This window comes from Allobosea sp. 01N443 (assembly GCF_056399325.1).
In genome coordinates, this window is the sequence record NZ_JBFTRC010000008.1 from 11,392 (window position 1) to 34,396 (window position 23,005).

Consider the following 23,005-nt stretch of genomic DNA (forward strand, 5'->3'; position numbering starts at 1 on the left):
CAAGAGCTTCCCGCCCGGCACCGATCGGTTCCGGGCGGTTTTTCCAGAGCATGATGCCGAAAGGTGGGAACCATCTTTCGGGCGACATGATGCTCCTACTCCAGGGTCTGGCCGCAATGGTGCGGCGCCCTGACTCCAACGCGGCGGCCGCATGGGTGGCTTAGCCGCAGGCCTCCGCCGGACGCCCCGACGTCCATGGCAGGATCGCCGAGCGCTCGGGCGCAATGCTCACCGTCTCCCGAGCTTTCCGCCGTCTTGCCCATGGGCTTGAGACGTCCGGACGTGTGCCACATCCGATCCGAAAGAGAACCATGTTCGACATCCAAACCGAAGAGCTGATCTGGGGCGGGCGCAAGCTCGTGCTCGAAACCGGCAAGGTCGCCCGCCAGGCCGACGGCGCCGTGCTCGCCACCTATGGTGAGACCGTCGTGCTCGCCACCGTCGTCTCGGCCAAGGAGCCGAAGCCGGGCTTCGACTTCTTCCCGCTGACCGTGAACTACCAGGAAAAGACCTTCGCGGCCGGCCGCATCCCGGGCGGCTACTTCAAGCGCGAAGGCCGCCCGAGCGAGAAGGAGACCCTGGTCTCCCGCCTGATCGACCGGCCGATCCGCCCGCTTTTCGCCGACGGCTACAAGAACGACACCCAGGTGGTCTGCACCGTGCTCCAGCATGACCTGGAGAACGACCCCGACATCGTTGCGATGGTCGCAGCTTCGGCCGCACTGACCCTGTCCGGCGTGCCCTTCATGGGCCCGGTCGGCGCCGCCCGCGTCGGTTATTTCGACGGTGCCTACAAGCTCAACCCGCTGGTCGACGAGATCAAGGAATCGGGCCTCGACCTCGTCGTCGCCGGTACCCAGGACGCCGTCCTGATGGTCGAGTCGGAAGCCAAGGAACTCTCCGAAGAGATCATGCTCGGCGCCGTGATGTTCGGCCACAAGCATTTCCAGCCGGTGATCGACGCCATCATCCGTCTGGCTGAAAAGGCCGCCAAGGAGCCGCGCGACTACCAGCCGGCCGACCAGTCGGCGATCCTCGACGCCGTGCTCAAGGTTGGCGAAGCCGAGCTCCGCGTCGCCTACAAGATCACCGCCAAGGCCGAGCGCTATAAGGCTGTCGACGCCGTCAAGGCGAAGGTCGTCGAGGCGCTGGTCTCGGCCGAGCCGGATGGCGTGAAGACCTTCACCAAGGAACAGGTCGCCGGCCAGTTCAAGGAAGCCCAGGCCAAGATCGTGCGCTGGAACATCCTCGACGACGGCATCCGCATCGACGGTCGCGACGTCAAGACGGTCCGCAAGATCGTGGCGGAAGCTGGCATCCTGCCGCGCACCCACGGCTCGTCGCTGTTCACCCGCGGCGAAACCCAGGCGCTGGTCGTGACCACGCTCGGCACCGGCGACGACGAGCAGTTCATCGACTCGCTGGAAGGCACCTACAAGGAAACCTTCCTGCTGCACTACAACTTCCCTCCCTACTCCGTCGGCGAGACCGGCCGGATGGGTTCGCCCGGCCGCCGCGAGATCGGCCATGGCAAGCTCGCCTGGCGCGCGATCCGTCCGATGCTGCCGGCCAAGGGCGAGTTCCCCTACACGATCCGCGTCGTCTCGGAGATCACCGAGTCGAACGGCTCCTCCTCGATGGCCACCGTCTGCGGCACCTCGCTGGCGCTGATGGATGCCGGCGTGCCGCTGAAGGCTCCGGTTGCGGGCATCGCCATGGGCCTGATCCTGGAAGGTGAGCGCTTCGCGGTGCTCTCCGACATCCTCGGCGACGAGGATCATCTCGGCGACATGGACTTCAAAGTGGCCGGTACCGCTGCGGGCATCACCTCGCTGCAGATGGACATCAAGATCGCCGGCATCACCGAGGAGATCATGCAGGTCGCGCTTGGCCAGGCCAAGGGCGGTCGTGACCACATCCTCGGCGAGATGTCCAAGGCGCTCTCCACCTCGCGCGCCCAGCTCGGCGAATATGCCCCGCGCATCGAGACGATGAAGATCCCGGTCGACAAGATCCGCGAAGTCATCGGTTCGGGCGGCAAGGTCATCCGCGAGATCGTCGAGAAGACCGGCGCCAAGGTGAACATCGAGGACGACGGCACCATCAAGATCGCCTCGGCCGACGGCAAGTCGATCGAAGCCGCGATCAAGTGGATCAAGTCGATCGTCTCGGAAGCCGAGCCGGGCATGATCTATGACGGCACCGTGGTGAAGATCATGGAGTTCGGCGCCTTCGTGAACTTCTTCGGCGCCAAGGACGGCCTCGTTCACATTTCCGAACTGGCCGCCCAGCGTGTCCAGAAGGTCTCGGACGTCGTCAAGGAAGGCGACAAGGTCAAGGTCAAGTTCCTCGGCCAGGATGAGCGGGGCAAGATCCGCCTCTCGATGAAGGTCGTCGACCAGGAGACGGGCGAGGATCTGACCGAGAAGCTCAAGGCTGCCCGCGACGCCGAGAAGGCCCGCGAGAAGCAGCCCGCCAGCGAGTAAGCTCCGGCTTCATCGCCAGACCACAGGCGCCCCGCATCTCACGATGCGGGGCGTTTTCTTTTTTKCGGTGCGAAGGGGCTGGCGCTCACGCCTGTCTCCCAATAGTCTAGACTTATTGGTTCTTGGAGATCGGCATGACCGACCACAGCATCACTTCGCTCGAGACGCTCGCCGCCCGGTATCCGAACMCCGTCGCGCCCGCCTCGGTCGCCAAGGAGATCGACCATGTCGACGAGAACTATGCTGCGCTGATCGCCGCCTCGCCCTTCATGGTGCTCGCGACCAACGGTCCGGAGGGCCTGGATTGTTCGCCGCGCGGGGATCTGCCGGGCTTTGTCACGGTCCGGGACGCGAAAACGCTCCTGATTCCAGACAGAAAAGGCAATAACCGTCTGGATTCATTAAGAAATATTCTGTTCGATCCGAGAATCGGAATGCTCTTCCTGGTCCCCGGATACAGCGAAACCCTGCGGGTGAACGGCACAGCGACGCTTTCGATCGACCCCGAGCTCTGCGCGCGCTTCGAGATGGCGGGAAAGCTGCCGGCCTGCGTGATCGTGGTCGATGTGGAACAAGTCTACTTCCAGTGCTCGCGCGCCGTGGTCCGGGCCGACCTTTGGAACCCGGCCAAACATGCCGACAGGCGTGAGTTGCCAAGCGCCGGACAGATCCTGCGTGACATCACTGCGCGGAACGAGGCGATCGAGACCTTTGACGGTGCTGCCTATGACAAGGCGCTGCCGGAGCGCGTGAAGGCGACGCTGTACTGAATCGTCGTGCGCGGCTGCACTGCCGGGCCGCCGCGTCTTGCGACGCGGCTCGTGAAAAGGCGTGCCATGATCGAGACCCGCCCGACCATGACACGCCGAACCTGAAACCCGATCAGGTCACAGCAAGCCGTTATCGCCCGCCAGCACCTTCAGGTTCACATCCGGCCTTGCACCGACATGGCTGATGATCTCGGCGGCGGCCAGCGCGCCGAGCCGCAGCGAGTCCCGCACCTCGCGGCCCGAGGTCAGGCCGAAGAGGAAGCCCGCGGCGAAGAGGTCGCCCGCGCCGGTTGAATCGACGATGCGCTCCACCGGGAAGACCGGTTCGGCGACGATGCCGTCAGGCGTCACCGCCAGAGCGCCCTTCTCCGAGCGCGTCACCGCCGCAATGATATTCTCCGCGCGCAACGCAGCGAGCGCGCTGTCGAAATCGCCGGTCTGGTAGAGGCTCTTCAGCTCGTGCTCATTGGCGAAGACGATATCGACCAGCCGGTTGCGGATCAGCCCGAGGAACTCGTCGCGATAACGATCCACGCAGAAGGAATCCGACAGGGTGATCGCGACACGGCCGCCAGCTGCATGGGCAAACTCCGAGGCCTTGCGGAAGGCTTCCTTGGCCGCCGGCGGATCCCAGAGATAGCCCTCGAGATAGATGATGTCGGCGTTCTGGACCGTATCCTTGTCGACATCCGCGACAGTGAGGCCCTGGCAGGCGCCGAGATAGGTGTTCATCGTGCGCTCGCCATCAGGCGTGACGAAGATGAAGGAACGGGCGGTCGCCGGACCATCGGCCGCGAAAGCCGTATCGAAGCTGACGCCCTGCGAGGTCAGGTCATGCCGGTAGAGCTTGCCGAGCTCGTCCTGCTTCACCTTGCCGATGAAGGCGCCCTTGCCGCCAAAGGAGGCAAGGCCCGCGATGGTGTTGGCGGCGGAACCACCCGAGATGACCTTGGCCGGGCCCATCGCCGCGTAGAGCGTCTCGGCACGGGGCTCGTCGATCAGCATCATCGCGCCCTTGGTCAGCTCATGCGCGACCAGAAAATCCTCTTCCGCGCGAGCGATGACATCGACGATGGCGTTGCCGAGCGCCAGGACATCATAACGGGCATTTTTCATGAAGGAGTTCCGTGGGTTGGCGAGGATGGGACGAATGATGGGCGTTTCGCATCAGGACCCGATGCGGTCAAGCACGGCCGCGCCGGCGACTGGCCTGGTCAAGCACGGCGCGCAGCGCGGCGAGTTCGTCGGGGCCGAGTTCGGCGATCTCAAGGGCAAGCCGGTTGGCGACCAGCGTCGCCTCCGGTGCCAGTCCCGCAGTATCGACCGTGATGCGGGGGTGGGAGAGCTCGGCGAGACGAACGAGTTCGTCAGCCTCGTCCCAGATCACGCCGAGCAAATGGATCACGCCCTGGATCAGCGCAAAGGTCGGCTGGCCGCGCTTGCCATGCTCAAGGGCCGAGAGATAGGCCGGCGTGACGCCCAGCGCCGCGGCCATTCCGGCCAGCGTCACGCCGCGAGCTGCGCGCAGCTCCCGAACGCGCTGGCCAAAGGGTGTCACGCGCCGCTCTCACGGTGCCGGCGCAGACGGATATAGAGCGCGCCGGCGCCGCCATGGCGCTGCTCGGCCTCCTCGAAGCCGACGACGAAAGGGCGCAGATCAGGTAGCCGCAGCCAGTGCGGCACGCTGCGGCGCAGGACGCCACGCTCTTCGCCGAAAATCGCATCGCCCGCGGCGCCCTTGCCCGTCACGACCAGCGCCAGCCTGGTGCCGCGCGCCTGCTCGCGGCGCAGAAAGGCACATAGCGCCGCATGAGCGGCATCCTGCCGCAGGCCGTGCAGGTCGATCACCGCCTCGACGGATTGGGTTCCGCGACGCAACTGGGTGCGCAGGCGGCGCTCGAGCGGCGCCAGCGGCGGCGGGGTGATCCTGGCCGGTTTGACGGCAACCACCAGAACAGGGGCGGCAGCCTCAGTTGGAGGTGGCGCCGGGGCCGCTGCAGGCTCCTCAGGCGGCGGTGCGGCGCGCCCCCGCAGTGGCGTCACCGAACGTGCAACCTGCCGCCACAGGGCAATCTCGGCCTCCGACAGGGTCTTCTCGCGACGGCGGCGCATTCCTCAGCGCGCCTCCGCCCGCGGCCAGAGCACCGTGAAGTCAAAGGAATGGCGGACCAGCCCGGCGCGATGACCCGCCGCCTGGCCGGAACCGACGAACAGGTCGACCCGCGACGGTCCGACGATGGCGGATCCCGTATCCTGCGCAATCATCAAGCGCGACAGCCGCTCCATGTCGCCGCTGCCGGTGGGAATTGTCGCATCGATCCAGGCCGGCAGTCCGTAGGGCCAGATGGCGCGGTCGACGGCGATGCTACGCAGCGGCGTCAGGGGCAAACCCGCACCACCGATCGGCCCCGACTCGGCCGGCAAGTCGTCCTTGCGGGCGAAGAAGACGAAGGAGCGGTTCAGGCGGATCAGGTCCCGGGCAAAACCGGCATCGGCCTTCAACCGAGCGACCAGCTTGTCCATAGTCATCTCGGCCGGCGGGATGTTCTCGCGCTCGCTGAGCACCCGGCCGAGTGAGGTATAGGCGTGGCCGTTGCGGCCGGAATAGACCAGCCGGACGACCCTGCCGTCCTGCAACCGAACCCGGCCGGAGCCCTGCACCTGCAACACGAAGCGGTCGACCGGATCGCGCAGCCAGGCGATTTCCAGGCCCTGCCCGTCGAGTGCGCCACTCTCGATCGCCGTCCGATCGGGATAGGGCTCTAGGCCCCGGGGAGTGCGGCGGGCGGCGGACAAGGCAGGTTCCAGCCCTGGCCAAGCGTCGCCTGCAAGGCGCGTCACCAGATCGGCAGGGCGGGCATAGAGCGGCGTTGGGAACTGGACGGAGGGGGTGAGCGAGCCTTCGAACTCCGGCTCGAAATAGCCGGTCATGAAGCCGCCCTCGGCGCCGCTCGGCCGGATGCGCCAGAAACTGAAACGCTCCTCGAAGAAGCGACGCGCCGCCGTCCGATCGACCGGCCCGCGAGCCGTCAGCCTGCCGGCTTCGGCGCAGACAGCGGTGAGCGCAGGGGGGATCGGGGCGCCTTGCCGAAGCGGGGGGTTGGCAGCGCAGCCAGCTGCGAAAATCGTCAGCGCAATGCGGTGATCGTCATCCGGCCATCCCGCTATTGCGCCGGGAGAGATGACCTCTGCGCGGGCGCCGGGCGGCAAGCTCGGACCGGCGGGCGCTTGTGTCATTGCAGCGGACAACATGGCGGCCACCAGCGCAATGCGCCCGAGGCCACGGGTCACGCGCCGGCTTCGGTCGCGACCAAAAGCCAATTCGGGTCGCGGCTGCCGAGCTGACGCGAGAAGGTCCAGATATCGTTGACCTCCGAAACCGCCTCGGCGCTGCCGTCGACCACGACGCCCTGTGCATCACGGACAACACTGATCAGCTGCGAAACGAATGCGATCGTCACCTGAGCGGTCTTGCCCTTGACGTCGACGGCGGTGATCTCGGCCTTGTCGATCGAGACGAAGGAGGATTCCGCCTTCTCGCCGCGCTTCTCGCGGTCGGTAATCGCCTGCTCGAAGCCATCATAGACTTCCTTGGCGAGGAGGCCCTTCAGGACCTTGCGGTCGCCGCGGGCGAAGGCGGTGACGATGGTCTCGTAAGCGGATTTCGCACCCTGCAGGAAACCCTTCGGGTCGAAATCCTGCTCCTGGCGAACGATGGCCTCGATGCCGGCAAGGATCGGCGAATCCGCAGGCGCAATGTCCTTCCAGCGCTCGGCCGCAGGAACGGCTGTCGCAGCGGGATCATTGGCTGCGCCCGGCAGGCGAATGACATTGTCGCGCTTGGCCTCGGGAGCGCCGGCCTGATCAGGTCGCATCGGCGGCGTCTCACGCCGCGCGAAGGGATCCTTTGGCGGCTGCTCGCTGCCGGTCTTCTGGCCAAGCACGGAGCGAAGCTTCCAGGCGACGAAAACGGCCAGAGCCAGGAAGACCAAAGTCGTCATGTCGAAGGAATTTTGCATCGAACGCTGATCCGGAACCCCAGTGACCGCCTCGCATCAACGGCGGCGGTCGGCCGGCCGCCGCATGCGATATGGTGATCAAGGCTCGTAACATCCACCCCCGAGCTTGTGAAGGCGGCTTCTTGTGCCTGAGGAAGCTCCATGATAGCCGACGCAAGCATTGCACCGGGGAGCGGTGCGCAGTCCCGGGCGCCGGCAAGGCGTGGGATTTCCCGATTAAAGCCTGCCAGACGATGATGGGACCGATGGCCAACGACATCCCCAACGGCAACGGCGCGAGCGAGGCGAACGCTCAGCCGAGCATGAATGCCCTGATCCAGTACACCAAGGACTTCTCCTTCGAGAATCCGAAGGCGCCCCGCGCCCTCGGCCAGCAGAACGAGCAGGGCCCGCAGATGTCCCTGCAGGTCAACGTCTCGACCACCGCGCTGTCGGAGACCGATTACGAGACCGTGCTCCAGCTCGAGGGCAAGGCCGTCCTGAACAACGAGACGCTGTTTGCGTTCGATCTCAGCTATGCTGGCGTGTTCCGGCTGCTGAACATCCCGCAGGAGCATATTCACCCCGTTCTGGTGATCGACTGCGCGCGGCTGCTGTTCCCGTTCGCCCGCCAGATCATCGCGGACGCGGTCCAGACCGGCGGCTTCCCGCCTTTCTATGTTCCGCAGATCGATTTCGCGATGCTGTATCAACAGCGCATGCAGGAGCTTCAGGCCCAGCAGCCGCAGGCGCCTAACGCCTGAGCGAGCCTGCCGCCTCCGCAAGCCGACGATATCGAAAGGGCCCTCGCGGGCCCTTTCTTGCATTTCAATCAATAATCGCGCGCATTTCGCAACGCCTTGCGCATCGGCAAGGCAAACTCCATCTCCCACATTCATTGAAGCGGGCGCCAATCCGGCGTCCGCATTTTGTTATGTGGAGACCCGATGGACCATCTGATGACGCTTGCTGCCGACCCCGCCGTATGGGCGGCTCTCGGGGCACTGATCGCCATGGAGGTTGTCCTCGGCATCGACAATCTGATCTTCATCTCGATCCTGACCAACAAGCTGCCTGAGGAGCAACGTTCGCTCGGCCGCAAGATCGGCATCGGGCTTGCCCTGTTCATGCGGCTCGCGCTGCTCGGTACCGTCGCCTTCATCGTGCAATTGACGGAGCCGATCGTCTCGCTCTTCGGCAAGGCCTTCTCCTGGCGCGATTTCATCCTGATCGCCGGCGGCCTTTTTCTGGTCTGGAAGGCGACGACCGAAATCCATCACAAGGTCGACGTCAATCACGGGCCCGATGTGTTCGACGGCGGCCGTGCGGCAACCGTGACCTTCGGCGCTGCGATCTTCCAGATCCTGCTGCTCGATCTGGTCTTCTCGATCGACAGCATCATCACGGCCGTCGGCATGACCGAGCATGTCCCGGTGATGATGATTGCGGTGATCGTCGCCGTGCTGGTGATGCTGCTGGCCGCCGACCCGCTGGCGAAGTTCATCGAAAAGAACCCGACGATCGTGATGCTGGCCCTCGGCTTCCTGCTGATGATCGGCGCCACGCTGATCGGCGAGGGTTTCGGCGCCCATATCCCGAAGGGCTACATCTACGCCGCCATGGCCTTCTCGGCGCTGATCGAGGGTCTCAACATGATGTCCCGGCGCGCCGATCGTAGCCGCGGCTGACCGACCCGAAGCTGAGCCGCCACAAGCGGCTCAGCTTTCCTTGGCCAGACCGAGATAGCCGCTCCAGAGCGGTGTCTTCAGGGTCAGGATGAAGCTCTCATGAGCGGCCATTGCCGCCTCGTCGAGGCAGGGGGCGAGCGGGCGCTGGCGCTGCGGCCGCTCGGAAAGATCGGCGAGACCGTTGCCGGGACCGGAAGCGCTGACCACGCCAAGTCCGAGATCGGCCTGTTTGCCTCCGATCAGCTCGATATAGACCTCGGCGAGAATCTCCGAATCGAGCAGCGCGCCGTGCTGGGTGCGCCTCGTATTGTCGATGCCGTAGCGCTGGCAGAGCGCATCGAGACTGTTCGAGGCTCCGGGATGCTTGCGTCGCGCCATCGCCAGCGTATCGACGACCAGCGATGGATCGATCGGGCCACGGCCGACACGCTTCATCTCCATGTTCAGGAAGCCGACGTCGAAGGACGCGTTGTGGATGACGAGCCGCGCGCCATCGATGAAGGCTGCAAACTCCTCGGCAATGGCCGCGAAGACGGGCTTGTCCGCCAGGAAGGCATCGGACAGTCCGTGGACCTTGAAGGCGCCTTCCGCCATCGCCCGCTCGGGGYTGATGTATTGATGGAAGGTACGGCCGGATGGGCAGTGATTGACCAGTTCGACGCAGCCGATTTCAACGACGCGATCGCCGCCATTGGCTTCGACGCCGGTCGTCTCGGTATCGAGAACGATCTCACGCATGCCTGGACGCCTTTTCTTGCCGGCTCCGGCCAGGACGGCCGGCCAATGCCTGGAGGATAGAGCGGACCTGCCTCTGTGCCACCAGCAAGCCATGCGAGGTGTCCACAAGGAAGTGAGCGTGCCGGCGCTTCTCGGCATCCGGCATCTGGCGCGCAAGGATCGCGTCCAGCTTCTCCGCCGTCATCTCCGGACGCGCCAAAACGCGGGCGCGCTGCACTTCGGCTGATGCCGTGATCACGACGACGGCGTCACAGCGATACCCTCCTCCAACCTCAAGCAGGAGCGGCACATCGAGGACCCCGATATCGCTCCCCGCTGCAATGCAGTTCTTGATGAAAGCGATCTCCTCCTCCCGCACCAGAGGATGAATGATCGCCTCCAGCGCGCGCAGGGCTTCGGGCTTGCCCACAACCATCGAGGAGAGTCGGGCACGATCCACGGCCCCATTTACTACAGTCTCCGGAAAGGCTGCCGCGATCGGTGCGACCGCCCTGCCCCGGTAGAGCGCATGGACGGTGGCATCGGCATCATGGACAGGCACGCCGTGGGCCCGGAACATCTCCGAGGTGGTCGACTTTCCCATGCCGATCGAGCCGGTCAGTCCCAGGATGAAGGTCATGCGGCACCCAGCGAATCAGGCGCCCAGGATATCGGCTTCGAGCCGGGCCCGCAGCGCCGGCGTGACCTTCGGGGTCACACCGAACCAGCGCGCGAAACCGGGGGCGGCCTGATGCAGCAGCATGCCGAGGCCATCGACCGGAACACCGCCGCGACGTTCCGCCTCTTCGAGCAGGGGCGTCCGCAACGGCACGTACACGATGTCGTCAACGATCGTGCCGGGGCGGAGCCTGGTGAGATCGAGATCGAGCGGCGGCTTGCCGTTCATCCCAAGCGCCGTCGTGTTGACGATCAGATCGGCCGATTCGACCAGCTCATGACGCCTTGACCAGTCCCGCGCCTCGACCGGAGCTCCAAGTGCCCGGGCAAGTTCCATGGCTCGGTCCGCGCTGCGGTTGACGAGGATGATCCGCTCGAGGCCGCGCGCCTTCAGTCCAAAACCGATCGCCCGCGCCGCGCCGCCCGAGCCAAGAATGAGAGCCGTTGCGACCCGCTCGCTCCAGCCGGGAACGCTGGCGTCGAGATGGGCGAGGAAGCCGGCAGCATCGGTGTTGTCGCCGAACAGGCGACCATCGTCACGCCAGATCGTATTCACCGCACCCATCGCGCGGGCGACGGGGCTGAGTTCATCGACCAGCAGCAGCGACGCCTCCTTGTGGGGAACTGTGACGTTGCCGCCCACGAATTCGCCGCTCCGCACCCGGGCCATGAACGACGAGAGTGCAGCCGGTGCGACATCGATGCGTTCATAGGATCCATCGAGCCCATGCTCGGCGATCCAGCTGCCGTGAATGAGCGGCGAGCGTGAATGGGCGATCGGGTGACCGATGACGAAACAGCGACGGGTCATGGAATTCAGATGTCCGGATCAATCGACGAGAGCGCCCTGCTCGCGCAGGGCCTCGAGTACGGCAAGGAGCGGGAGGCCGAGAATGGTGAAATGGTCGCCCTCGACGGCAGCGAAGAGCTGGGAACCAAGGCCCTCGAGCTGGTAGCCGCCAACGCTGGTCAGGATCGCCGGGCCAGCAAGTTCGACATAGGTCGCGATGAAATCGAGCTCGAGCCGCCGCATCGTCAGTCGTGCGGTCTGCCCGCCTTCAGCCAGGATCTCGCCGTCGCGCGCCAGCACAAAGGCGGAATGAAGCTCATGCGTGCGCCCAGCCAATGTCGCGATCTGCGCGGCGGCGCCAGGGAGATTCTCGGGCTTGTGAAAGATCTGGCCCTCGCAGGTCAACGTCTGGTCGGCGCCGAGCACGAAGCGGCCGGGCTTCATCACGGAGACATGCAGCGCCTTCGCGCAGGCAAGCGCGGTCGCGATCGCCTCGCCTTCGACACCATGTGCGAGGAGCGGCGCCTCGGCGGCTCGCTCGTCGATGTCGGGCTTCAGGGTGTCCACCGGGATCCCGGCTGCGCGTAGCATCCCAGCCCGGGTCGTACTGCCGGAAGCAAGCAGCAGCGGCGCCGCTGCACGCCAGAGAGAGGGCCTCTTCGTCATGTCGCGATGAACTTCATGCGATGGTCGCGCAGCAGGTCGAGGATCGCTGCCGCCGTCTCCTCGATCGAGCGCCGGGTGACATCGATCACCGGCCAACCCCTGCGGGCGCAAAGCTTGCGCGACTGCGCGATCTCGTCGGCCACGGCTGTAGGGTCGACATAGGGCGTCTCATCATCCGCCTTCATCGAGAGCAACCGGTTCTGTCGAATCTGGACGATGCGCTCAGCGCTGGCGACCAGCCCGACGATCAACGGCTTTCTCAGCCGTTCAAGTTCGACCGGCAAAGGCACATGGGGGACCAGCGGTACGTTGGCGGTCTTGATACCGCGATTGGCGAGATAGATGCTGGTCGGTGTCTTCGAGGTTCGGCTGATGCCGACGAGGATGATATCCGCGCTTTCCAGATCGCCTCCAAGCTGCCCGTCATCATGCATCAGCGTGTAGTTCATCGCGTCGATGCGGCGGAAATATTCGGCGTTGAGGACATGCTGCGCGCCCGGCCGCGGCGACCCCGCCTGGCCGAGATAGGACTGGAACAGGGACAGCACCGGGTTCAGCACCGACAGACAGGGGCAGCCGAGCTCCTGGCAGAATTTCTCGAGCCGCTCGGCCCATTCCGCTTCGACGAGCGTGTAGAGCACGACCCCGGGCGAGGATTCGATCTCCGCCAGGACCCGGGCAAGCTGCGCCTCGGAGCGGACCAGCGGATAGACATGCTCGATGGCCGAGACCGATTCATATTGGGCGGCGGCGGCCCGGCTGACCGCAATCAGGGTCTCGCCGGTGGCATCGGACACCAGATGCAAATGAAAATAGTTGCGCGCCACGTGGGCTCCCGGGGCTTAACGAAGTTGCAACCTCTAGCGCGCCATATCGGCAATGCAAATTGTCGTCCTGGACCGGGACCCCCAGCGCTGACCGCGATGAGGGGTCACGCTGGTCATGGGGACTGCTGTGGACAACCGTACATCCGAGCGGAGCGCGGGACCGCGACTGTATAACTCCCTCTTTCCATCAACAGGCTGGCCCCTGGGGACACGTGGAGCGATGTTTCACGTGAATCATTTTAACGATCGGCAGCCCCGGCCGCGATTCTGATTTCTTACTAATCAGTTAAGGCGCCCCACCCCCCGGGCGATTCCACCCTGCGACATCGGCTCGCCCTGTGGACCGGTTGTGGACAAAGTTGGGCCGGGCTATTTGCCCCTGACCAAGAGTCAAAACAAAAGAATATCTCTCTAAGATTCTTTTAAGATTCAGACCTGAACGGCTGACCGGAGTGGGCATGGCGAACGAAGATCCGGTTTTCCTGCGGAGCCTTTCGGGCGAGGTGATGGCAAGGCCGCCGATCTGGCTGATGCGCCAGGCCGGACGCTATCTGCCGGAGTACCGCGAGGTCCGGGCCAAGGCAGGTGGCTTTCTCGAGCTCTGCTACAATCCGGCCTTTGCTACCGAAGTGACCCTTCAGCCAATCCGCCGTTTCGGTTTCGATGCAGCGATCCTGTTCTGCGACATCCTCGTCGTGCCGCATGCGCTTGGCCAGAAGCTCTGGTTCGTCCAGGGCGAAGGTCCGCGGTTGGAGCCCGTGGGCGATGCGAAGAGGCTAGGCGAGATCCACGAGGAGATCGACCGGGACGTGCTGGCGCCGGTCTACGAAACGGTTGGCAAGGTCAAGGCTGCCCTGCCAGGCAACACCGCCTTCATCGGCTTCTGCGGGGCGCCTTGGACGGTCGCGACCTACATGGTGGCTGGGCGGGGCACGCCGGATCAGGGTCCCGCGAAGGAACTCTTCACACGAGACCCGGAGCTGTTCGCCCGGCTGATCGACCGGATCGTGATGGCGTCCATCGCTCATCTCAACGCTCAGCTCGATGGCGGCGTCGATGCGGTGCAGATTTTCGACAGCTGGGCTGGCTCGCTTGGCGAAGATGATTTCATGCGTTGGTGCATTGCGCCGACCAAGCGGATCGTCGACGGAGTGCGGGCGCGTCATCCCAAGGCAAAGGTCATCGGCTTTCCCCGGGGGGCCGGCCGCCTGATTCCGAGCTATGTCAAAGCGACCGGGGTTGATGCTGTCGGGCTCGAGACGGACATCGATCGCGAATTTGCGCGGACGCAGATCCAGTCGCTGGCGCCGATCCAGGGTCACCTTGACCCGCAACTTCTCCGGGCAGGTGGTACCGAGCTGGAACGGGAGGTCGCCGCGATCCGTACCTCCTTCGGCGCCGGTCCCTTCGTCTTCAATCTCGGGCATGGCATCCTGCCGGATACGCCGATCGCTCATGTCGAACGCTTGATTGCGGCCGTCAGGTCATGATGAGGATGCAGTGATGCTGATCGACTGGATCAAGGCTTTTCACGTGATGGCGGTCATCTCCTGGATGGCCGGCATGCTCTATTTGCCCAGGCTGATGGTTTATCACGCGGAGGCGCAGACCGGCTCGGTGCAGTCCGAAACCTTCAAGATCATGGAACGCCGGYTCCTCAAGGGCATCATCAATCCGGCGATGATCGTGACCTGGGTGCTGGGTCTGTACCTCGCCTGGGCGATCTATGGCTTCAAGGGTGGCTGGCTGCACGGCAAGATTCTGCTCGTGGTCATCCTCTCCGCCATCCATGGCATCCTGGTCGGACGGGTCAGGGCCTTTGCCGAAGATCGCAACGACAAGTCGGCGCGCTATTACCGGATCATCAACGAAGTGCCGGCACTGCTGATGGTCGGAATCGTGATCCTGGTCGTCGTCAAACCGTTCTGAGCGACGCCGACGTTTCCGGCTTGAGAGTCCACGGGAAACCAGCTATCAAGCGCAACGCGACTTTTTGCGTCCTCCCTGTTGTCGATGGTTCGTGAGCTGGCTGCCGGTGCAGACGCTCATGGTGCGCATCCCCTGCGCACTGGTCCTTCCAGGCCCTGTCGAGCCCTCCACTGAGTCCCTGACCTCCGCCATTCGTGTGGGGGCGTTTACGATCCGGGTGCCCCATGCGGGAAATCAAGCTTCACGAACTCAAGGTCAAATCGCCGACCGAGCTTCTTGCCTTCGCCGAAGGCATGGAGGTCGAGAACGCCAGCACGATGCGCAAGCAGGAGCTGATGTTCGCCATCCTCAAGCAGTTGGCCGCCAAGGAAACCGAGATTCTCGGCGAGGGCGTGGTCGAGGTGCTGCAGGACGGGTTCGGCTTCCTGCGCTCCTCCGACTCGAACTATCTGCCGGGTCCCGACGACATCTACGTTTCGCCGTCGCAGATCCGCAAGTTCGGCCTGCGCACGGGTGATACGGTTGAAGGGCCGATCCGTGGACCCAAGGATGGCGAGCGCTATTTTGCGCTGCTCAAGGTCAACACGATCAATTTTGAGGACCCGGAGAAGATCCGGCACAAGATCCATTTCGACAACCTGACGCCGCTGTATCCGGACGAGCGTCTGCGGCTGGAAGTTCAGGATCCGACCAAGAAGGACTTCTCGCCCCGCGTCATCGACATCGTCGCTCCGATCGGCAAAGGCCAGCGCGCCCTGATCGTGGCGCCGCCGCGCACCGGTAAGACGGTTCTGCTGCAGAACATCGCGCAGTCGATCACCAACAATCATCCCGAGTGCTATCTGATCGTGCTGCTGATCGACGAGCGGCCCGAGGAAGTCACCGACATGCAGCGTTCGGTGAAGGGTGAGGTTGTGTCCTCGACCTTCGACGAGCCGGCCACGCGCCACGTCCAGGTCGCGGAGATGGTCATCGAGAAGGCCAAGCGCCTGGTGGAGCATGGCCGCGATGTCGTGATCCTGCTCGACTCGATTACGCGCCTCGGCCGTGCCTACAACACCGTGGTCCCCTCTTCCGGCAAGGTGCTGACCGGTGGTGTCGATGCCAACGCGCTGCAGCGGCCGAAGCGCTTCTTCGGCGCGGCCCGCAATATCGAGGAAGGCGGCTCGCTGACCATCGTCGCGACTGCGTTGATCGATACCGGCAGCCGCATGGACGAAGTCATCTTCGAAGAGTTCAAGGGCACCGGTAACTCGGAAATCGTGCTTGACCGCAAGGTGGCCGACAAGCGCATCTTCCCGGCGATCGACATCCTGAAGTCGGGCACCCGCAAGGAAGAGCTGATCACGCCGAAGGATGTGCTGCAGAAGACCTATGTGCTGCGCCGCATCCTGAATCCAATGGGACCGCAGGATGCGATCGAGTTCCTGATCGACAAGCTGCGGCAGACCAAGCAGAACTCCGAGTTCTTCGACTCGATGAACACCTGATCGGATCGGGAATCGCGACGCCGCACGAAGCTGCAGCGTCGGAGATCCAATACTTTCAGCGAGGCGGATCGGCAGTCATGCCGACCCGCCTTTCTTGTTTGGATCCGGGGTCACCGGCCAGCAGAAACGGCATCCTGCAATTGATTCGGATCCGTTACGGGAGGCAGGCAACGCCCGGCGAAACAGATGAAGGCGGCACCGCTGCCTGCAAGACGCGCCATGGAAGCGGCTGGGTGGTCCGATGGTAGCGCGCTGGGATCGGGGCAGTCGACGATCATCGTCGTCGTGTAGGGCAATGCCAGCGCAGCCGCGCGAAGACGTTCGCGTTCGGGTCCAGCCAGGATGATCTCGATGCCGTGCCGCGCCAGATGATAAGCATTGAGTACGGAGCCATGGGCGACCGGCGCGCGCTCGGCAGCGGCCAATGCTGCTGCGAGAAACCGTTCGGCCTGGGCCCTATCGGTCGGGGCTCCGCTCTTGGCCGCCAGACGAAGCAGGTTCCCTGCATGCACGCCATTAGCGTTCGGGACTGCGTCGTCGTGAGTCGGCCTCGGTACGACCGGAAGAACGGCGCTATCGCGTTGAGTCATACCAAGTAGACTCGTATCGACGTGGCGGTAGTACCGCCAGAGATGGGCGGACCAGCGCAGGGCGTGGTCAAGGAAATGCCGTTCCGATGTGGCGTCGTGGAGTGCCAGGGCCGCTTCGATCATCGCCGCGTGATCGAGGGCAAAGCCCGGGGTGATCAACCGGCCCGCGCGGTAGGAGTGAGCGAGGCCGTCGCCATGCTTCATTGATTCGGCGACGAAATGGTAGGCTCGCCGAGCAAGGGCCAGCCAGGCGGGCTCCGCGAGTAGACCGGAGGCTCGCACGAGCGCCGCGATCATCAGCCCATTCCAGTCGGCCAGGATTTTGTCGTCGCGGGCCGGAGGAACCCGGCGAGCGCGCAACGCCAGGAGATCCCGCCGGATGTTGGCCAATTGCTGCTCGAATGCCGGATCCGGATCGGGCGTGTCGAGCCGGTTGAGGATTGTGACGCCTTCCCAGTTGCCATGGGCGGTGACGTCATAGTGCCGGGCGAAGAGTTCTGCGTCGGCTGGCGTGAGATGGCTGGCCAGCTCCGATGCAGTCCAGACATAGAATTTGCCTTCGACCCCCTCGGAATCGGCATCGAGGCTGGAGGCGAAAGCGCCCTCCTGTAGCAGCATGTCCCGCTCAAGCCAGGTGACGATGCCCTGGGCCGCGCTGTGCGCCAGTGGATTGCCGCTGCGCTTCGCCTCGAGCGCATAGAGCCCGAGTAGCTGGGCATTGTCATAAAGCATCTTCTCGAAATGCGGCACGAGCCAGCGCTCGTCGACCGAGTATCGGGCGAAGCCGCCGCCGAGGTGATCTTGAATGCCGCCACGCGCCATGCGTTCCAGGGTGCGGGTCGCCGGCAGGAGTGTGGTCGCGTTCCCAGTGCGGCTGCCGTGACGCCAGAGCAGCTCGATCAGGCCAGGATTGGGGAATTTTGGTGCGCCGCGCAGCCCGCCATGCTGCGGATCGAAGGATTGGGCGATCTCGCTGGCGATCTGGTCGAGGTCAGGTTTGTATCGGGCTTCCGGGCTTGCTGCAGCCTCACTCTGCTCGAGTGCAGCCTTGATCGCGGCGGCATTGCGCGCGACCCGCTCGGGCTCTTTTGCGTGGACGGCCGCGATCTGCTGCAGCACCTGGCTGAAGGAGGGCCGTCCATAGCGCGCCGTTGGCGGAAAATAGGTGCCGCCCCAGAATGGCTGACGGTCGGCGGTGAGGAACATGGTCAGCGGCCAGCCCCCCTGTTCGCCCAGGCTGTGCAGCGCGTTCATGTAGACCTGATCGATATCGGGTCGCTCCTCCCGGTCGACCTTGATGTTGACGAAGCGCGCGTTCATCAGCGCCGCGGTTGCCAAGTCCTCAAAGCTCTCATGGGCCATGACATGGCACCAGTGGCAGGCGGCATAGCCGACCGAGAGCAGGACCGGGCGACCGCTTGACTTTGCCTCGGCAAAGGCTTCCTCGCTCCATTCCCACCAATGGACGGGGTTGTCCTTGTGCTGCAGGAGATAGGGGCTGGCGGCGGCCCCGAGACGATTCATCGACGGATCTCCCAGGCGGATCAGCGTCGCAACGGAAAGATGTGCTGCCTATGACGACCGGACAGGATTACCCAACGATTGTGGCGCTATCGTCGGCCAATGGCCGCGCCGGGGTGGCTGTCCTGCGGGTGTCCGGGCCGCAAGTTCGATTCGTCCTCGAAACAATTTCGGGCGTTATCCCCAACCCGCGGCATGCGGTGCTTCGACACCTGCGCCACCCCGTCTCCCACGAGGTGATCGATTCGGCTCTGGTCCTGTTCTTCCCGGGACCAGCGAGCTTCACCGGCGAGGATGTCGCCGAGTTCCATGTCCATGGTTCGCGTGCGGTGATGGCGGCCCTGCTCTCGGCATTGACCGGGCTACCAGGGCTTCGATTGGCGGAGGCCGGCGAATTCACCCGGCGGGCCTTTGAGGCGGGAAAGCTGGATCTTGCAGCGGTCGAGGGCCTGGCTGACCTGATCGATTCGGAGACGGAATGGCAGCGTCGACAGGCGCTCCGGCAGATGGAGGGAGCGCTTGGTCATGCGGCCGGGCTGTGGCGAGATCAGTTGATCGGCGCCATGTCGCTGTTGGAGGCCGAGATCGATTTCTCGGATGAAGGCGATGTTTCCGGAGCGCTTGTGGAGAACGCCATTGTGTCCGTCACGGACGTGCTGACGAGCCTGCGCGATGCCCTTGGATCGTTTCGGATGGGCGAGCGCGTTCGTGAGGGATTTGTCGTCGTGCTGGCGGGACCGCCCAATGCGGGAAAGTCGAGTCTGCTGAACGCCCTCGCCCGCCGCGACGTGGCGATCGTCTCGCCGCAACCTGGTACGACCCGCGACATGATTGAGGTCCGGCTTGATCTCGCCGGTTTCCCGGTGACGTTGATCGATACGGCGGGTTTGCGCGAGAGTGTCGATCCGATCGAGGCAGAGGGTGTCCGCCGGGCGACGGCTCTGGCCGAGAAGGCGGATCTGGTGCTGAGACTTCGTGCAGTCGATTCGTCTCCGAACCGAGCGTCCGTTGAACCGCAGGATCTGATGGTTGCCACCAAGTGCGACTTGCCCGGGCAAGTTGGCGCCGGTGAACTGGCGGTCTCCGTGCAAAGCGGTGTCGGACTCGATACGCTGTTGAGGAGCGTTTCGGAGCGGCTCGGTGCGCTGACCAATCCAGAGCCCGCATTGCTGACCCGCGAGCGACAGCGCGTAGCGGTTACGGACGCGGTGGCGGCTCTGCAGCGGGCAGCGGGTTCCGGGCACGGACAGGTCGAGCTGCTGGCTGAAGACATCAGGATCGCCGTGCGCGCGCTCGAACGGCTCGTGGGGCGGATCGACGTCGAGGATGTGCTGGACCGGCTGTTTGCAGGCTTCTGCATCGGAAAGTAGAGAACCCGCTGCGCGGCGTTTCACGTGAAACCTTCAGCTGAGAGATCACAAGAATCTTGACCCTCGGCACGGGGTTGGCTAGCGACATGCGCATGTCCCATTCCATTGCCACAGATCGCTATGACGTCATCGTCGTAGGTGGCGGCCATGCCGGCGCCGAGGCGGCGGCCGCTGCTGCGCGTCTTGGCGCGCGCACGGCGCTGTTGACCCATCAGCGCGAGACGATTGGTGTGATGTCCTGCAATCCTGCGATCGGCGGATTGGGCAAGGGCCATCTGGTGCGTGAGATCGATGCGCTCGACGGTATCATGGCCCGCGCAGCTGACCGTGCTGGCATCCAGTTCCGGATGCTGAACCGCCGCAAGGGCCCGGCCGTTCGCGGCCCGCGCGCGCAGGCAGACCGGAAACTCTATCGGAGTGCGGTTCAGGATTTGCTCGCCGAGCTTGAGCATCTCGAGATCGTGGTCGGTGAGGCCTTTGACCTCGATATAGTGAATGGCGCGGTTCAAGGCGTCATTCTGTCCGACGGGCGTCGATTCGCTTGCGGAACGGTTGTCCTGACGACTGGTACCTTTCTGCGTGGATTGATCCATATCGGCGAGAAGACAATTCCGGCAGGACGCGTTGGGGAAGCCCCGTCGCTTGGTCTATCGGCCACGCTGGAGCGTCACGCGCTTCCGCTTGGTCGCCTCAAGACGGGTACGCCACCACGGCTGGATGGGCGCACGATCGCCTGGTCCACGCTGGAGATGCAAGCCGGCGACGAGCCGCCGGAGCCGTTCTCCGCGCTGACCGATGCGATCACGACGCCTCAGATTTCCTGCGGCATTACCCGCACCACGCTGGCTTCGCACGAACTGATCCGCGCCAACCTCCATCGGGCGCCGATGTTTTCGGGCCAGATCGAGGGCCGAGGACCACGCTACTGCCCATCGATCGAGGATAAGGTCGGCCGGTTCGGGGATCGCGACGGCCACCAGATCTTTCTGGAGCCGGAGGGGCTCGATGATCCCACCGTCTATCCCAACGGTATCTCGACCTCCTTGCCGGAAGATGTGCAGCTCGGCTTGCTGAAGACGATTCCTGGGCTTGAAGATGCAGCCATGCTGCGTCCTGGCTATGCGATCGAGTATGATTTCGTCGATCCGCGCGCCTTGAAGAACTCGCTCGAAACGCGCGCGATCGCCGGTCTGTTTCTCGCGGGCCAGATCAACGGAACGACCGGTTATGAGGAGGCGGCTGCCCAGGGGCTCTTTGCGGGCCTCAATGCGGCGCGGCGTGCCGGTGGTGCAGAGCCGATCGCGATGGATCGGACGACCTCCTATATCGGCGTACTGGTTGATGACCTCGTGACGCGTGGGGTGACAGAGCCATATCGGATGTTCACGTCGCGTGCAGAGTTCCGGCTGTCATTGCGTGTCGATAACGCCGACGAGCGGCTGACCCCGTTGGGTATCGAGCTCGGCTTGGTCGGAGGCGAGCGTGAACGCCGGTTTCAGGCCAAGGCCGCGCAAATCGACGGTTTGCGGGTGCAATTGAAGAACCTCCGGCTGACACCGCAACAGGCCGACCAGGTCGGCCTGCAATTGAACCGCGATGGCGTGCGTCGGAGCGCTTATCAACTCCTCTCTTATCCAGACATCAGCTTCGAGCAGCTGGCAGCGATTTGGCCGGAGCTCAACGCCCACCCGGCCTCCGTTGCGTCGCGCGTTACTGCGGATGCGACTTATGCTGTCTATCTCGACCGACAGGCTGCCGAGATCGGGGCCTATCAGCGTGACCAAGCTCTGGAGGTCCCGGCCGATCTCGACCTTGATGGTATTTCCGGGCTCTCGAATGAATTGAGAGCGAAGCTGTCGCAGCAGCGCCCGGCCAATCTCGCGCAAGCATCACGGATCGAAGGCATGACTCCTGCTGCACTGACCTTACTGGCGGCCCATGCGCGGCGGGATCGCAAGCGCGCGACGCAAACGGCGGCCTGAGTCGTGGCTGTTGACAATGATGACCGCGCCCGCGCTCTGCGCTTGACTCCTGTTTCACGTGAAACACAGGAGCGGCTCGCGCTGCTGGTCGCAGAGCTGGTCAAGTGGCAAAATGCGAAGAACCTGGTCTCTTCGACGACGCTTTCGGATGTCTGGACGCGGCACGTCGCTGATTCGCTCCAGCTCTTCGCATTGGCGCCTGACGCCAGAACCTGGCTCGATCTCGGCTCAGGCGGTGGATTTCCCGGACTTGTGATCGGGATCTGTCTTGCCGAACAGGGGCAAGGCCGAATCCATCTGGTCGAGAGCAATGCGCGCAAATGCGCCTTTTTGCGCCACGCGGCCCGGGTGACCGGTGCGCCTGTGACGGTTCATGCCTCGCGGATCGAGGATATCGTTGGGGAGTTCACAGAAAAAGTCGACGTCGTGACGGCCCGGGCGCTCGCACCGCTCCCGATTCTGCTAGGATGGTGCAAGGAGTTGTTGAGAACCGGGACACTTGGGCTCTTTCCCAAGGGACAATATCTAGATGCTGAATTGACCGAAGCGTCTAAATATTGGAAGATTCAGGCCTCGACAGTTGTCTCCGTGACAGATCCGGCAGCTCGCATTCTGTTGATTCGCGAGGCCGAGCAGCGGGCTGATACATGACCGATCTGACTCCCATTACCCTTCCCCCCCGCCGGCCACGTGTGCTGGTGCTCGCCAATCAGAAGGGCGGCGTCGGCAAGACGACGACGGCCATCAATCTCGGCACGGCGCTCGCCGCGATCGGTGAGAAGGTGATGATCGTCGATCTCGATCCGCAGGGGAATGCCTCGACCGGGCTCGGCGTTGACCGGAAGAGCCGGCAATCCTCGACCTATGATGTGCTCTGCGGCGATATCGGCCTTGGTCAGGCGCTGCAGGAAACCGCTGTACCTGGTTTGTTCATCGCGCCGTCGACGCTCGATCTGCTTGGTGTCGAGCTCGAGATCGCCAGTGCCAAGGATCGCACCCAGCGCCTCAAGAAGGCGATCGACGAAATTTCCGACGATCAGCGCTGTGCGGACCTGACCTATATTCTGATCGACTGCCCGCCTTCGCTCAGCCTGATCACCATCAATGCGATGACGGCAGCCGACGCCGTGCTTGTGCCGCTGCAATGCGAGTTCTTCGCGCTGGAGGGCCTCAGCCAGCTGCTCAAGACGGTCGAGCAGGTTCGCAATGGGCTCAATCCGCGCCTGATCATTCAGGGCGTGGTCCTGACCATGTTCGACCCGCGCAACAATCTCTCCGGTCAGGTCATGGCCGACGTTCGCGAGTTTTTGGGCGACAAGGTCTATGAGACCGTGATCCCGCGCAATGTCCGGGTTTCGGAAGCCCCGTCCTACGGCAAGCCCGCCCTGCTCTACGATCTCCGCTGTGCCGGCTCGCAGGCCTATTTGCGGCTGGCATCCGAAGTCATCAGGCGGGAGCGTGCGCTGCGCGCCGCTGCCTGAACTCATTTCGTATTTAGTATCA

At 64.1% G+C, this 23,005-nt stretch carries 22 protein-coding genes; 11 read left to right on the forward strand and 11 right to left on the reverse strand.

What is annotated here, in order from left to right:
- Nucleotides 1-311 precede the first annotated feature (311 nt).
- Nucleotides 312-2,486: a polyribonucleotide nucleotidyltransferase gene (pnp, locus tag AC1DRP_RS04020; RefSeq protein ID WP_441492029.1), complete on the forward strand. Its 2,175-nt coding sequence runs from the start codon at nt 312-314 to the stop codon at nt 2,484-2,486.
- A 134-nt stretch (nt 2,487-2,620) separates the two neighbouring features.
- Nucleotides 2,621-3,256: a pyridoxamine 5'-phosphate oxidase family protein gene (locus AC1DRP_RS04025; protein WP_476767872.1), complete on the forward strand. Its 636-nt coding sequence runs from the start codon at nt 2,621-2,623 to the stop codon at nt 3,254-3,256.
- A 117-nt stretch (nt 3,257-3,373) separates the two neighbouring features.
- Here AC1DRP_RS04025 and AC1DRP_RS04030 read toward each other — a convergent pair whose 3' ends face one another.
- The 5 genes from AC1DRP_RS04030 to AC1DRP_RS04050 all read right to left on the reverse strand — a co-directional run bounded on the left by AC1DRP_RS04030 (nt 3,374) and on the right by AC1DRP_RS04050 (nt 7,275).
- Complete coding sequence (locus AC1DRP_RS04030; protein ID WP_441492030.1) at nt 3,374-4,372, reverse strand: adenosine kinase; 999 nt, start codon at nt 4,370-4,372, stop codon at nt 3,374-3,376.
- A 67-nt stretch (nt 4,373-4,439) separates the two neighbouring features.
- Nucleotides 4,440-4,814, reverse strand: a complete 375-nt coding sequence (locus AC1DRP_RS04035) for a helix-turn-helix domain-containing protein (protein ID WP_113515708.1) — start codon at nt 4,812-4,814, stop codon at nt 4,440-4,442.
- Entirely contained in the window at nt 4,811-5,368 is a 558-nt protein-coding gene (locus tag AC1DRP_RS04040; protein WP_441492031.1) for a Smr/MutS family protein, read from the reverse strand. Before AC1DRP_RS04040 ends, AC1DRP_RS04035 begins: the two co-directional genes overlap by 4 nt.
- 3 nt (nt 5,369-5,371) lie before the next feature.
- A complete protein-coding gene (gene mltA, locus AC1DRP_RS04045) occupies nt 5,372-6,547 on the reverse strand; it encodes a murein transglycosylase A (protein WP_476767843.1) in 1,176 nt (391 codons plus the stop codon).
- On the reverse strand, nt 6,544-7,275 hold the full coding sequence (locus AC1DRP_RS04050; protein ID WP_441505102.1) for a Tim44/TimA family putative adaptor protein: 732 nt from the start codon (nt 7,273-7,275) through the stop codon (nt 6,544-6,546). Before AC1DRP_RS04050 ends, mltA begins: the two co-directional genes overlap by 4 nt.
- Nucleotides 7,276-7,520: 245 nt before the next feature.
- Here AC1DRP_RS04050 and secB point away from each other — a divergent pair, with 245 nt between their 5' ends.
- Both secB and AC1DRP_RS04060 read left to right on the forward strand, forming a co-directional pair.
- On the forward strand, nt 7,521-8,018 hold the full coding sequence (secB, locus tag AC1DRP_RS04055) for a protein-export chaperone SecB (protein ID WP_069878580.1): 498 nt from the start codon (nt 7,521-7,523) through the stop codon (nt 8,016-8,018).
- A gap of 183 nt (nt 8,019-8,201) precedes the next feature.
- Entirely contained in the window at nt 8,202-8,942 is a 741-nt protein-coding gene (locus AC1DRP_RS04060; RefSeq protein WP_476767844.1) for a TerC family protein, read from the forward strand.
- Nucleotides 8,943-8,972: 30 nt separating this feature from the next.
- Here the strand turns inward: AC1DRP_RS04060 and dnaQ are convergent, their stop codons facing one another.
- Genes dnaQ through AC1DRP_RS04085 form a run of 5 tightly spaced genes read right to left on the reverse strand, consistent with a single transcriptional unit; the run spans nt 8,973 to nt 12,620 of the window.
- A complete protein-coding gene (gene dnaQ / locus AC1DRP_RS04065) occupies nt 8,973-9,680 on the reverse strand; it encodes a DNA polymerase III subunit epsilon (RefSeq protein ID WP_476767845.1) in 708 nt (235 codons plus the stop codon).
- Nucleotides 9,673-10,299, reverse strand: a complete 627-nt coding sequence (coaE, locus tag AC1DRP_RS04070; protein WP_476767846.1) for a dephospho-CoA kinase — start codon at nt 10,297-10,299, stop codon at nt 9,673-9,675. Before coaE ends, dnaQ begins: the two co-directional genes overlap by 8 nt.
- Before the next feature lie 15 nt (nt 10,300-10,314).
- Nucleotides 10,315-11,148: a shikimate dehydrogenase gene (locus AC1DRP_RS04075; protein ID WP_476767847.1), complete on the reverse strand. Its 834-nt coding sequence runs from the start codon at nt 11,146-11,148 to the stop codon at nt 10,315-10,317.
- Nucleotides 11,149-11,166: 18 nt separating this feature from the next.
- Nucleotides 11,167-11,793, reverse strand: coding sequence for a Maf family protein (locus AC1DRP_RS04080; RefSeq protein ID WP_476767848.1), 627 nt, complete (start codon nt 11,791-11,793; stop codon nt 11,167-11,169).
- Nucleotides 11,790-12,620: a pyruvate, water dikinase regulatory protein gene (locus tag AC1DRP_RS04085; RefSeq protein ID WP_441492038.1), complete on the reverse strand. Its 831-nt coding sequence runs from the start codon at nt 12,618-12,620 to the stop codon at nt 11,790-11,792. Before AC1DRP_RS04085 ends, AC1DRP_RS04080 begins: the two co-directional genes overlap by 4 nt.
- Before the next feature lie 458 nt (nt 12,621-13,078).
- Here AC1DRP_RS04085 and hemE point away from each other — a divergent pair, with 458 nt between their 5' ends.
- From hemE to rho, 3 genes are all read left to right on the forward strand, one after another.
- Complete coding sequence (hemE, locus tag AC1DRP_RS04090; RefSeq protein ID WP_476767849.1) at nt 13,079-14,110, forward strand: uroporphyrinogen decarboxylase; 1,032 nt, start codon at nt 13,079-13,081, stop codon at nt 14,108-14,110.
- Nucleotides 14,111-14,123: 13 nt separating this feature from the next.
- Nucleotides 14,124-14,549, forward strand: coding sequence for a protoporphyrinogen oxidase HemJ (hemJ, locus tag AC1DRP_RS04095; protein WP_476767850.1), 426 nt, complete (start codon nt 14,124-14,126; stop codon nt 14,547-14,549).
- A 224-nt stretch (nt 14,550-14,773) separates the two neighbouring features.
- Nucleotides 14,774-16,039, forward strand: coding sequence for a transcription termination factor Rho (gene rho / locus AC1DRP_RS04100; protein WP_069878589.1), 1,266 nt, complete (start codon nt 14,774-14,776; stop codon nt 16,037-16,039).
- Between the two features lie 110 nt (nt 16,040-16,149).
- Here the strand turns inward: rho and AC1DRP_RS04105 are convergent, their stop codons facing one another.
- Nucleotides 16,150-18,153: a thioredoxin domain-containing protein gene (locus AC1DRP_RS04105; protein WP_476767851.1), complete on the reverse strand. Its 2,004-nt coding sequence runs from the start codon at nt 18,151-18,153 to the stop codon at nt 16,150-16,152.
- A 50-nt stretch (nt 18,154-18,203) separates the two neighbouring features.
- Between AC1DRP_RS04105 and mnmE the strand changes: the two genes are divergently transcribed.
- From mnmE to AC1DRP_RS04125, 4 genes are all read left to right on the forward strand, one after another.
- Nucleotides 18,204-19,520 carry a tRNA uridine-5-carboxymethylaminomethyl(34) synthesis GTPase MnmE gene (gene mnmE, locus AC1DRP_RS04110; RefSeq protein WP_441492042.1) on the forward strand — a complete coding sequence of 439 codons (1,317 nt, stop codon included), beginning with the start codon at nt 18,204-18,206 and terminating at the stop codon, nt 19,518-19,520.
- A 92-nt stretch (nt 19,521-19,612) separates the two neighbouring features.
- Entirely contained in the window at nt 19,613-21,502 is a 1,890-nt protein-coding gene (gene mnmG, locus AC1DRP_RS04115) for a tRNA uridine-5-carboxymethylaminomethyl(34) synthesis enzyme MnmG (RefSeq protein ID WP_441505110.1), read from the forward strand.
- Between the two features lie 3 nt (nt 21,503-21,505).
- Nucleotides 21,506-22,153, forward strand: coding sequence for a 16S rRNA (guanine(527)-N(7))-methyltransferase RsmG (rsmG, locus tag AC1DRP_RS04120; protein WP_441492044.1), 648 nt, complete (start codon nt 21,506-21,508; stop codon nt 22,151-22,153).
- On the forward strand, nt 22,150-22,983 hold the full coding sequence (locus tag AC1DRP_RS04125) for a ParA family protein (RefSeq protein WP_441505111.1): 834 nt from the start codon (nt 22,150-22,152) through the stop codon (nt 22,981-22,983). The genes rsmG and AC1DRP_RS04125 overlap by 4 nt, the downstream gene beginning before the upstream one ends.
- Nucleotides 22,984-23,005: the final 22 nt, after the last annotated feature.